General features: G+C 69.8%; 12 protein-coding genes and 1 pseudogene. 8 read left to right on the top strand and 5 right to left on the bottom strand.

From position 1 onward, the window contains the following. Together OXG55_04525 and OXG55_04520 are read right to left on the bottom strand one after the other, a co-directional pair. A partial coding sequence (locus OXG55_04525) for a hypothetical protein (protein ID MCY4102521.1) occupies positions 1 to 272 on the bottom strand: 272 nt, incomplete at its 3' end. Next, the gene (locus OXG55_04520; GenBank protein ID MCY4102520.1) at positions 232 to 2,346 is read right to left on the bottom strand and encodes a DUF222 domain-containing protein; all 2,115 of its coding nucleotides are present in this window, start codon (positions 2,344 to 2,346) and stop codon (positions 232 to 234) included. The genes OXG55_04520 and OXG55_04525, both read right to left, overlap by 41 nt. Positions 2,347 to 2,849: 503 nt before the next feature. Here OXG55_04520 and OXG55_04515 point away from each other — a divergent pair. After that, positions 2,850 to 3,032 (top strand): hypothetical protein, encoded by a 183-nt coding sequence (locus OXG55_04515; GenBank protein ID MCY4102519.1) that lies wholly within the window; start codon positions 2,850 to 2,852, stop codon positions 3,030 to 3,032. 123 nt (positions 3,033 to 3,155) lie between these two features. Here the strand turns inward: OXG55_04515 and OXG55_04510 are convergent, their stop codons facing one another. Beyond that, positions 3,156 to 3,884 carry a Uma2 family endonuclease gene (locus tag OXG55_04510; protein MCY4102518.1) on the bottom strand — a complete coding sequence of 243 codons (729 nt, stop codon included), beginning with the start codon at positions 3,882 to 3,884 and terminating at the stop codon, positions 3,156 to 3,158. Between the two features lie 123 nt (positions 3,885 to 4,007). On the opposite strand from OXG55_04510, the gene OXG55_04505 reads away from it, so the two are divergent. The 3 genes and pseudogenes from OXG55_04505 (at position 4,008) to OXG55_04495 (ending at position 5,910) form a co-directional block, all read left to right on the top strand. Continuing rightward, a complete protein-coding gene (locus tag OXG55_04505; protein ID MCY4102517.1) occupies positions 4,008 to 4,154 on the top strand; it encodes a hypothetical protein in 147 nt (48 codons plus the stop codon). A gap of 133 nt (positions 4,155 to 4,287) precedes the next feature. After that, positions 4,288 to 4,503 (top strand): annotated as a pseudogene (locus OXG55_04500) (type II toxin-antitoxin system Phd/YefM family antitoxin). A 639-nt stretch (positions 4,504 to 5,142) separates the two neighbouring features. Then, positions 5,143 to 5,910: a hypothetical protein gene (locus OXG55_04495; protein MCY4102516.1), complete on the top strand. Its 768-nt coding sequence runs from the start codon at positions 5,143 to 5,145 to the stop codon at positions 5,908 to 5,910. Positions 5,911 to 5,954: 44 nt separating this feature from the next. On the opposite strand, the gene OXG55_04490 is transcribed toward OXG55_04495, so the two are convergent. Next, on the bottom strand, positions 5,955 to 6,152 hold the full coding sequence (locus tag OXG55_04490) for a hypothetical protein (protein ID MCY4102515.1): 198 nt from the start codon (positions 6,150 to 6,152) through the stop codon (positions 5,955 to 5,957). Positions 6,153 to 6,197: 45 nt separating this feature from the next. Then, positions 6,198 to 6,551 (bottom strand): hypothetical protein, encoded by a 354-nt coding sequence (locus OXG55_04485; GenBank protein ID MCY4102514.1) that lies wholly within the window; start codon positions 6,549 to 6,551, stop codon positions 6,198 to 6,200. A gap of 462 nt (positions 6,552 to 7,013) precedes the next feature. Here OXG55_04485 and OXG55_04480 point away from each other — a divergent pair, with 462 nt between their 5' ends. The 4 genes from OXG55_04480 to OXG55_04465 all read left to right on the top strand — a co-directional run bounded on the left by OXG55_04480 (position 7,014) and on the right by OXG55_04465 (position 10,972). Next, a complete protein-coding gene (locus OXG55_04480; GenBank protein ID MCY4102513.1) occupies positions 7,014 to 7,448 on the top strand; it encodes a hypothetical protein in 435 nt (144 codons plus the stop codon). Positions 7,449 to 7,603: 155 nt separating this feature from the next. Next, entirely contained in the window at positions 7,604 to 9,271 is a 1,668-nt protein-coding gene (locus OXG55_04475; protein ID MCY4102512.1) for a hypothetical protein, read from the top strand. 444 nt (positions 9,272 to 9,715) lie between these two features. Next, a complete protein-coding gene (locus tag OXG55_04470; GenBank protein MCY4102511.1) occupies positions 9,716 to 9,973 on the top strand; it encodes a hypothetical protein in 258 nt (85 codons plus the stop codon). A 144-nt stretch (positions 9,974 to 10,117) separates the two neighbouring features. Next, positions 10,118 to 10,972, top strand: coding sequence for a GAF domain-containing protein (locus tag OXG55_04465; GenBank protein MCY4102510.1), 855 nt, complete (start codon positions 10,118 to 10,120; stop codon positions 10,970 to 10,972). Positions 10,973 to 11,343 lie beyond the last annotated feature (371 nt).

The following is an 11,343-nucleotide window of genomic DNA, read 5'->3' as shown; positions in this document are numbered from 1 at the left end:
GCGTCGCCGGGTGTCGTGTCGCCGCAGCCCGCCGAGCCCCCGTAGCGGGAGCCGGCCGGGGGCTGCCCGCGTCGCCGGGTGTCGTGTCGCCGCAGCCCGCCGAGCCCCCGTAGCGGGAAACCGCTCTGGGGGCTGCCCGCCTCCGGGGCGCTCCCGGCGTCAGGGGGGTTGCCTGCCTCCAGGACGCTGTTTGCCTCCGAGGCGCTGCCCGCCTCCGCGGCGCTCCCGGCGTCAGGGGGGCTGTCTGCCTCCAGGACGCTGTTTGCCTCCAAGGCGCTGCCCGGTTCCTCCCGCGGTCGCCCATCGACCGAGCCGGGATGCCACGGCCGGCTCTGACCGGTGGTCCAAGTCCCAGCCTGTTCGCCCTACGCCCTGCGTGAAGCACTGCGCCTCGACCTTCATCGTCATCTCGAGCGCGGCCAGCCGGCAGGCGGACGTTTCCGACGCTGCTGCGCGACGGACGCTGTTGCCGGGCGGGCGGACCGGCTTTCGTCGTCCGGTGAAGCGCGGATCGGGCGCGGTGCCCCAGGCGCCGTCGGGCCCGCGGCGCAGGACTCGCCGGTGGTTGTGCAGGCGGCGATGGCACGTGCCGCACAGCAGCGCCATGTTGTCGATGTCGGTGGGCCCTTCGGACGGCTTGGCCCAGGGCTTGACGTGGTGCGCCTCGCAGCGGGCGGGCTCGTCGGCACACAGCACGCAGACCCCGTCGCGGGCCACCAGGGCGCGGCGCTGGGCGTCGGTGGCGGTCCGCTCGCCCCGGCCGTGCCACAGTGGCTCACCCTCGCCGGAGAACAGCACGCCGAACAGTTCGGCGTCGCAGGCGAGCCGTTCCAGTTCGCTCAGGGGAATCGGGCCGACTCCCGGAATCTCGCAGCGACCCTGCGGATCCTTGCCCGAGATCACGTCGGTGGAGGCCACGATCACGATCTGGTGCCGCGGCGTCACCACCAGAGATCCAGTCGCGGGCTGTGACCCGGGCTCGCGGGGAGTCGTCGGCACCGCCTCCTCCGCGGGCTGTGACCCGGGCTCGCGGGGAGTCGTCGGCACCGCCTCCTCCGCGGGCTGTGACCCGGGCTCGCGGGGAGTCGTCGGCACCGCCTCCTCCGCGGGCTGTGACCCGGGCTCGCGGGGAGTCGTCGGCACCGCCTCCTCCGCGGGCTGTGACCCGGGCTCGCGGGGAGTCGTCGGCACCGCCTCCTCCGCGGGCTGTGACCCGGGCTCGCGGGGAGTCGTCGGCACCGCCTCCTCCCCGGGCTGCGCCTGAGGAGCCGCCGCCGGGCCCCGCCCCGCCGGTTCGGCACGCCCCGCCGGTTCGGCACGCCCCGCCGGATCCCGCGGTGTCGCGGCGGCCGGCGGCGGCTCCAGGCCGACGGCAATGGCCAGGGCGTCCAGCCGCCTCTGCTCAGCGCTGCGACTGTTGGGGTTGTCCCGACCCCCTTCGGCCCGCCAGATGCGGTCGGCGATGCCGTTGATCAGCGATCGGAACTGCGCTCCCAGCACGCGATCGAACGCGGCGTGCGCCATCAGCATCCCGTCTTCGCCGTCGCCGAAGTTCAGGCGCCGCCGCCGACGCTGCCGCAGGTGCTGTTGCTGCAGGTCGAAGGGATCGTGGTGGCGCTGGGTCCACGCCTCGATGTATCGCCCGGCCCGATCGGCGGGCACCCCGGCCACCCGCGCCAGCAACTCGGCGTCGCCGTCGACAACCTCGGCGCTGGTCGCCGCCGCCGCCCGCGCCAGCGCCTCCGCGTGTTCGGTCGAGATGTCCCCGGCCGCCAGCGCCCTGGCGACGTTGGGCATCTGCCTCAACGCCCTCGCCCGCCGCCACCGCCGCCTCGCCTCGCGCTGCGACGAGCCCGTATTGCGCCGCAACACCTCTACGACATCCAGTCCGCCGTCGTCGAGCCGCTCCAGCGCGCCCGCGACCCGAGCCTCCGCCGCATCGGCGCCCGCACGCACCCGCGCCAGCGTTGCCACCACGCCCCGCAGCACCCCTCGCCCCGCCCCATCCAACGACAGGCCTGCGAGCTCACCCAACAGCGCCCCCACCAACGCCGCCACCCGCCCGACCGCATCCCGAGCACCAACGACGATCACTTCAGGCGCCACGTCCCCGCCACCACTCGCCTCAGGCGCCACGGCCCCGCCGCCGTTCACCCCGCCGCTTCGGCACACCCCGCCGCTCATCACCCCGCTCACCTCGCCGCCGAGATCCCCGCCACCCCCCACGTCGAGCGCCGCGGCCACTCCGCCGCTCACCCCGCCGCCGACAACCCCGGCACCCCCCGCCACGTCCCCGCCACCGCTGCCCGCGCCGGCCCCGAGCCTCGGCACCCCGGTTGTTTCCATGCCCCGAATAGTATGAAGAGGGTGTGACACTGGCCCCCCAACCCCGCCGCCGTCCCCGCTGTCGTCCACCACATCTGGCCTGCCGCAGCCGGGCACCCCGGTTGTTTCCATGCCCCGAATAGTATGAAGAGGGTGTGACACCCACCCCCCAACCCACCGCCGGCACCTCCCAACCCCTGGCCGCCTCACGCACCCGCCGCCCGGCCCCCGGTCGGGACACCGCGGCCCCCGGCGATAGGAAGAATCACTAGTCACAGAGGGAGTCGCCTATGCGCGCACTAGTCCGGGCGTCCACGTGCTTCAGGACGGCGACGACGGCGGGAGTCGCCTATGCGCGCATCCGGGCAACGGTCGCATTCTGCGTCCTGGCGGGCGGGCTGCTCGTCGCCGCCCCGGCGGCGCCATCACCCGCCGGGTGTCGGTCAGCCTGCAGTTCAACTGGGGCGAGTGGCAGCGCGAGTACTGGGTGGATCTGACGACGGCGGAGAGCCTCGACCCCCAATATGGAGAGCCTCGACCCCCAATATGCGGTGTCGAGGGACGCGGCGGGTTTCGTGCACTCCGCGGGCCTCGACCGTGACAACCGTGCGTCCATGTGGGTGACGGGCCAGAACAACGTGCCGATCGGCATCGCCCAGTTCCGCGTCGGCGGCCTCCGCAACGGCCTCCGAGAATTGGGCTGCTGAGCGGCTCGGCACCCCCACGCCGGCCGCCAAGCCGGCCGCCCTCGCGGCCCTGGCCGCTGACAGCGACGAGTCGGTCCGCGAGGCGGCGACCCTTAGTCGCCGCGGCGGCTCGACCTCGCTCGGCTAGGTCTGGTCGTCCGGTCGGGTCCGCAGTGCCGCCAACTCGGCCTCGGCGGCCTCCGCACGCGCCTCGGCGGCCTCCGCACGCGCCTCGGCGGCGTCGCGGGACTCGCGCAGGTGGTCTCGTTGGTGGCGCATTTCGGTGGGATCGGGTATCCAGTTGCCGGTCCGGGGGTCTCGGAGGCGGAGTTGGTGCGCTTGGGCACATAGGTCGAGGTTGAGGACACCGCTGTGGCCGCAGAGGCCGCCGTTGCCGTCATCATCCACCGCAATGGCTTCCCAGGTGTCGCCGGTTCGGCGGTCGCCCTGGAGGATGGGGGTGTAGAAATCGCCGCCGGTGGGGTCGAGGCGCCAGTACTCCTCCACGCCCATCTCCAGGTACTTGGCGGGTTTCTCCTCGAGGTCGGCCGGGTAGGTGTTCTCCGAGGCGATCTCCAGCACGAACGCCGGCGGCGCGCCCACGTCCCACAGCCGGTAGCTGGCCGCCAGTTCCAGATCCCCGGAGTGGACGCCGTAGCAGACGAACACGTCGGGCGCCACCGACGCGCGCCGAGGGTGTCGGCGGTAGTAGATGTTGAGGTCCTGGCCCACGAAGCAGTCGGGGCGCCCGGCGAAGTGCTCGCGCAGCGCGCCGTAGGTGAGGTACCGGACCAGCGAGTGCAGGTCGGAGTCAGGCACGCTGGGAGTGGCGGGATACGCCACATCGGGGTCCAGTTCGGACAGAACGCTCATGCTCGCCTCCTCTGCAGCGGCCAGGGCCGCGGCCTCGGCTCGCCATTCGCACCTCCAGTCTAGACCGACCGTCCCGACCGGATCAGTATATAAGACAATAAAAAGATTTGAAATATCAGTAAAATGCCAATCCGTCGCCCGCCTGCCCGCCCGGCCGGCCGCGACAACCCTGTGTCCATGTGGGTGACGGGCCAGGACAACGTGCCGATCGGCATCGCCCAGTTCCGCGTCGGCGGCCTCCGCAACGGCCTCCGAGAGTTGGGCTGCTGAGAGGCTCGACACACCCACGCCCGGACCGAACCACCGGCCTGGCCGCGTCGACGGTCTCCCCGACCGGTCGGCTCCGGCCCGCAACACGGTGTGCTAATCTGGTCAGGTGACTGACCAGAACGTTGGTTCGCCGCTGAGCAGCGGCCCGCAGACCCTCGCCGGCGGGCGTCCCGATACCGCCTGGCAGGTGCAGGACGCCAAGGCGCGCTTCAGCGAGATGCTCGATGCGAGCCTCACCGAGGGACCGCAGATCATCACCAGGCGGGGCGCCGAGATTGCGGCGGTCGTTCCCATCGAGCAATGGCGGCGGTTGGAGGGCGCCGTCCCCTCGCTGAAGGAACTGCTGCTCGAGCCCGCGGTCGCCACCGGAGCGCCACCGCCGCCCCGCCCCGAGCGCCACCTCCGCCCCGCCGACCGGCTCGAGCGGGCGGAGTCGGCCGCCTACCTGCTCGACGCCGGCGTGATCGTGGCGCTGTTCCGGCGGACGCGGGGCCAAGCCGTCCTCGACTGGGTCACCGGCGTTCCCGCCAACCGGCTGCACATCTCGGCCATGGCGATCGGCGTGATCCAGAGGGTCGTCGAGGAGACCCGGGAGAAGGCCACGACGACGGACACTCTGATGGCGCAGGAACTCGAGGAGTGGCTCCTGCGGCTGCGATGCGCCTACGGCGTGCTGGCCGCCGACGCCGCCACGTTCCGGGAGTGGGCGCGCCTCATGCACCGGCATCCGGAGGCGGCGTTGGACGTCGCCATGAACGCCGCCACCGCCCTGGTGCACCGCCTCACGGTGGTCACCGGCAACGTCGAGTACTTCGAACTGTTCGGTCTGCCGACCATCAACCCGTTCGAGTCGAGGCCGTGACCCGCCAAGCCACGACCGGCCAGCAAGCCGCGATCATTCACCCCGACCCGACCGGCCGCCAAGCCAACACAGAACCGCACACAACCGATACGACCGCAGACGACCGCAGACGACAAGGAGGACGTGATGAACCACGACTCGGGAACCAAGCCCCGGCCCTACGCCGCCTGGAACCCCGATACATCGGCCGACGATCTGCGTCGGCTGGCCGCCGACCCCGACGACAGCCTCCGCAGGGGGGTGGCGGCAAACGCCACCGCACCCCCGGATGTCCTCGCCCGGCTCGCCTCCGACTCGGACGAGTCGGTGCGAAGCGCCGTCGCCCGGAACACGCACGCGGACGCCAGGGTTCACGGGATACTCGCCTCCGACCCCGTCGAGTCGGTGCGAAGCGCCGTCGCTGGGAACACCCACGCGGACGCCAGGGTTCTCGGGATGCTCGCCGGGGACACCAGCCACATCGTGCGCTTCGTCCTTGCAGGCAACCCCGGGGCGCCTCTGGACGTGCTGGCGAAGTTGTGGAGGCGGCGCCACTGGCGGTTGCGCACCAGACTGGCGGCGAACCCCTCGACACCGCCGGAGTTGCTCGACCGGACGTCCCGCGCCTACCGGTACTTCCCCTTCGAGGTGATCATTCGAGGCGAAGTGGCGGCCAACCCGGCGGCGCCGCCGAGAACCCTCCGGCGCCTGGGGAGGAGTTGGTGCAAGTCGCTCCGCGCCACCGTGGCGGGTAACCCCTCCACTCCGCCCGAGACACTCGCCCGCCTGGCCCGGGACCGGGTCCCGTTGGTCCGCCGCATCGCGGCCACCCACCCCGCCATCCCGGCCGCCGCCCTCGCCGCCCTGGCCACTGACAGCGACGACTTCGTTCGCGAGACCGCAGCCAACCGCTGAAGCTTCGGGGGCGCCGGCTCCCCTGACGGGCGTGAGCCGCTGGCTCATGTGTCGAGGACGAGGCGGATGCCCTTCATGGCGGGGATGTCACGGTCGCCGTCTTCGAGCTTGAGGGTGGCCCAGCCGATCAGCACGGAGTGGAGGTCGGCCAGCGCTTCGTCGGGCGTTGCACCGGAGCCCCACGCTCCGGGGATGCCGACGACGGTGGCGACCAACCCGTCGGGGTCCTCGATGGGTCGCACGGTCGCCGCCAGGCTCAGCGAGCGCCGAAGGGTGTTCCCGGTGGGTTACTGGCTGGTGACGAGGGTTTCGGTGCGGCCCTCGACCCGGCCGACGTTCCGGGCGAGTTCGAGGAGGGCGGTCGCGTTGGCGGCGAATCCTGTCTGCATCTCGGCGCGGAGTTTGTCGTCGTTCTCGGTCGTCTCGGTGCGGAGTTGGTTCAGCGCGGTCGCGTTGGCGGCGAATCCTGTCTGCATCTCGGCGCGGAGTTTGTCGTCGTTCTCGGTCGTCTCGGTGCGGAGTTGGTTCAGCGCGCCGGCGAGCGCGTTGAAGCCTTTCTGCATGGCCTTGTCGCGGGAGCGGTCAAGGTGGATCACGACCGTCAAGGTCAGTCCGACGAGTGCGAGTACTGCTGGTTCCATTGCTTCTCCTCCGAGTATAGCCACCGGGTGTGGGTGCTGGGGTGGCCGATGTGTCGAGAGGGAAGCCGGCCGGCCGGGTTCAGACGGCGAGTTCGAACGGGGCGACCCTATCGTGATCCGCCGAACTCCGCACTCGCCGGCCCAGCGCCGGGCCGGGGGGGGGGGGGTCGTCTCGGACCCGACGACCGCGGGCGGGATCGAGGCGGCGGACGCGCCGGCCGGGAGGCACGCGGCACGCGGCGGGGGGCGGTGGGTGCCAGCCTCGCCGCCACGCCGCGGGGGGCGGGGTTCGCTCCGTCGCCCTGCGGTGTCGGTCCGATGTTCCGGTGCAGTGGCCGGCGGGGTCTCCCGCCCGGTTGCCTGCGACGGGGCGGACTGTTATGGTCTTCTGAACGTTCGGGGGTTTCGGCTCCCCTCTTGGTCTTGGACCCTGCGGTTGGCACGACGAGGAGGGAGTTACCGGTGACGCCGACAGAGACGGAACGGCACGAATTGCGGAAGGGGCTGAGCGAGGTGCTGCCGGAGGCGCAGGTCAAGACGCTCATGGACAGCCTTCCGCCCGTGGACTGGCGCGAGTTGGCCACGAAGACCGACTTGGCGGCCCTCGAGGAGCGCATGGACCTCAAGTGGGACGCCAGGTTCGCCAAGATCGACGCCCGGTTCACCGAGACCAACGCCAAGTTCAAGGGCGTGGACGCCAGGTTCGCCAAGATCGACGCCAGGTTCGAGCGCGTGGACGCCAGGTTCGAGCGCGTGGACGCCGAGTTCAAGGTCGTGCACGCCAAGTTCGAGCGCGTCGAGGCCAGGATCGACAAGCGGGCCGCCCAACTGCTGGTGGGCGTGGCAGTGCTGCTCACCCCTCTCTATCTCGCCTTGTTCGCCGGATTCGGCGGCTGACCGCCCCGTGCGGCGGAGCGCCGCGGCGGGCGTCATCACACAGGTGTTGCCCGCGGCGCTGCCGGGGTGTAATGTAGTAGTCCTGTTGGAGTGAGGCAGCCGTCCCGGCGCGTGCCGGGGAGCCTCAAGGAATCAAGGGAAGGAACCCAAGCGAGATGAGAAAGATTCTGACCAGCGTCCTGAGCGTCGCCGGTCTACTGGCCGTGGTACTGGCGCTGGCCTCCAGCCCCGCCTCGGCCGCCAAGCAAGTGGTCACGATCCAGAGCCCGGCTTCCGGCAACGTGGGTACGTACACGGTCAGCTGGAAGACGCTGGGCGGATGCGATCCCGGCGACGGTACGTCCGGCCCTACCGGCGAGGTGACGATTACCGTCAACGACGATGGCACCGATACCACCGACGGTGACGGATCTCAGCAGCAGCAGGGCGTCGTGATCGACAGCGACTGCAACTACGAGTGGAAGGCCACCCATGTGAACGCCGACGGCGCGACCTGCCGGATCGACTCGTTCAATACGCCCGCCGTCGGCACTAATGTCCTGCTAGCGCTCACGGCCAACGGCTGCGCGTTGATGGCCAAGCTGAACGTCACTGTCAAGGGATACCCGAGCGTTGCGGCCGTGACCTGTTCGCAGGCCGACATCGATGCCGCGTCGGGCGACGATCCATGCACGGGCGGCACCGCCGGGACGACGGTGAAGACGCCGGCCAGGGCGAACGAGCGGGACGCTGGTGCCGCCTCGGCCACCCCGTTCACAATCACCGCCGCGCCGGAGAAGGCCGCTGACGGCAAGGTCCCCGAGGGCTGCAACGAGGTGAGCGAGGACACCAAGGCCGACGCCGACGACAACAAGCTGCAGAAGGCCACGCTGGAAGTGGTCGACCGGTCGCTCGGCGGAGCCGAGTGTGAGTACACCGTCACGGCCGCCCTGCCCCCAGGGTTCGCAGCAGGCGACGGCTCGGCACGCTCAGAGGGCAACTTGAAGAAGGACCAGACCCCAGGGTCGGCAGCGAGTGACGGTGGTCCCGACGGCGACACCGCTACCGTGGAAGACAACAACGACGTGAACGTGCCAGACCTGACCGTTTCGGTGGCGACGGTAGACGTTGTCCTGCTGCAGAGAGTCACCGGCGACGCCGGTGGTGCCAGCGTCGGTTACGACTTCAGCGATGACAACTGTGGCGCTCCCGACCTGCCGGCCAATCTTGGTCAGGTCACGTCCGGCCCGTCGGCGAGCAGCGGTATCCATTCCGTAGGCAGTTCAATCCTCGTGGAACTGCGGACGGGTTACTTCAACGTGACTGCGGTCATCAACGACAGCACCACGAACTTCGCGGCCAAGGCGGCCTACATGCTGGACAAAGATGGCAAGAGCTGCTCCGCATCGGCCACCGTGAAGGGCGCGGTGCCGGCTCACTGCGCGGTTTCGAACAACTCGCCGCTGGAACTGGCAGGCGCCGACGATCCTGCGCGGCTCGAGGTCGAATTCGACTGCTCGCCACCGCCTCCACCGGAGCCACCGGCTGAAGAGCCGATGGACGACACCGGCGACATGGGCGGCGGCGAGGACATGGGCGACACCGGCGACGGCGGCGACATGGGCGACGGCGGCGACATGGGCGACACCGGCGACGGCGGCGACATGGGCGACGGCGGCGACATGGGCGACACCGGCGACGGCGGCGACATGGGCGACGGCGGCGACATGGGCGACACCGGCGACGGCGGCGACATGGGCGACGGCGGCGACATGGGCGACGGCGGCGACATGGTTCCGTCCGCGGAGGACGACGGTCCGCCCAGGGACAGCTTCACCGGCTGATCCAACTCTAGATTCCTAACCCGAGGGGGCCGGCCCAGCGCCGGCCCCCTCGCCGTTTTCTGCACCTGCACCTCTCTCTTGTTCGTCATTCCGGCGCAGGCCGGAATCCAGAGCCCCCCGGCGTCCCCGCCCTCCATCGTCATTCCGTCGTAGGCCGGAATCCAGTGCCCTCCGGCGTCCCCGCCCTCCATCGTCATTCCGGCGCAGGCCGGAATCCAGTGCCCCCCGCAGATCTGCGCCCCAGGCTGGACCCCGGTCTGAACCGGGATCTGTCTCCCGCCGGTCAGTGGCCGGAGTCCGGATTGTTCTGCTCTGCTATACTTCGCGGTGTGGGAGTAATGTCTGCTCCCGATCGGCGAGGAGCCCCCATGGCCCGGACACCGGAGCCGACTCGTCCCGCAGGCGGGACCGCGACCGGCAGACCGAGAGCCGCAGGAGGATCCCGTGACGGCGAGCGACACCAAGACCGCGCATCTGCACCGCAGCCTGACTGAGCACATGGACCCCGAGACCGCCGACGCCCTCATCGAGCGCCTCCCGCCCGACTGGGAGCAGCTCGCCACCAAGTCCGACCTCGCGCAACTCCGCACCGACCTCACTCGCGACCTCAGGACGGTCACGTACATGATCATCGGGTTCGCGTTGGCGGTGGTGGGCATGTTCGCCACCATTCTCGTCGCCGGAGTCCCCGCCGCCGGCTGACCGCCCGGCCTCCGATCCCCCCGCCCGTGGACACCCCCGCCGGCTGATCATGGCGACTACTCGGGATGGCATCAACACGGTGCCGACGCCTCGGCGATTGAGGAGGATTATCTCAGGACTTGAGTTCTGTACCATGATCTGCGCATGGCGCGACGCATGAGCAGTCGGCTGGCCGTATCGGTTCGTCGCTGGTCGCGTAGGAGCGGGCGGCTGGTCGGCAACGACATCGGCCGCATCTACACCTGTGTTTTCGGCACAGCGATTGTCGTCGCTTCGTTTTTCTTCGTTGGCCACACCACGTTCGCTACGACCGCCCTTGTTGCTGGATCGGTCTCCGTGGCGATAGGTGCGATGGCCCCTTGGTTGAGAAGCGTGAAATGGCCAGGCGGTTCCGTGGACATGCAGGCACCGGCACTCCAGCGAGCGAAGGTAGCCAAGGAGGTGTCAGACGACTTGGCCCGTAATGACGCGTCGGTCAGCCGGTCGGAGACGCTCGACGCCACCCGCTATCTTGTCGCCACGCTCGCCACGAAGGGGATCATCGAGGAGGCGAAGTCCGCCTATCCGGGATTCCGTGAATGCGAGTTTCGGTTCTTCATGTTCGACGACGACAAGGAGAAACTCTTTGCTGTGCTGCGCACAGGCCAACCCGAGGGCGAGCAGCGGGGATGGAGGCGCGGTGAGGGTGTCACCGGTTCGGCCTACGATACGGGCGAGTACCAGATTGCCACAGGCAGCGCGACGCATGATGGGACCCACAACCTTGATGAGAACCGGCAGCGGCGCTACGCGAATCTCACGGAAGTAGCGGCGATGCCTGTGTTGAACGCCGCGGGTGCCACCATCGGCGTCTTGTCGGTGTCTCACACCACTGGTAGGACCATTCTCGCCACGAGTGAGGGCCGTCGAGCACACAGCACGGCCGCGGACGCGCTGGCGCGGGTACTTGTCGATCTGCTCGGATGGCGCAGCGACGGATCGCCCTCGGGAATCGGCTGACGTAATGTAGCCGGTGTTGCGGGAGAAGCACTGAAACGGAGAAGTAATGTCAGATAATGACGATATTGAGAACAAGGCTTGGTCTCATAGGATGACCGATGAGGAGCGTCGAGAGGCTATTGAGGAAGCGCTAGGGCGCCAAAAGCCGCTGTTCCGCCTCACGGAGGGCCAAGTTGGGCACATCGGAAGGGTGGAACGGCAGGTCCTCGAGTCTCGGGCAAAGGAAGGGCGGCGCTGATCCTCTCGTCGCCGACGGGCCGGCCTCGCCCTCCGGCCGTCATTCTGGCGCTCTTCTTCTTGCGCCCTGTGATGTGGTTTCGCGGTGTGGGAGTAATGTCTGCTCCCGATCGGCGAGGAGCCCCCATGGCCCG

Source organism: bacterium, from assembly GCA_026708055.1.
Classification (GTDB): Bacteria; Actinomycetota; Acidimicrobiia; order Acidimicrobiales; family CATQHL01; genus VXNF01.
Note: the sequence above shows the minus strand (reverse complement) of the source record. Positions and strands in the feature narration are given on the sequence as shown.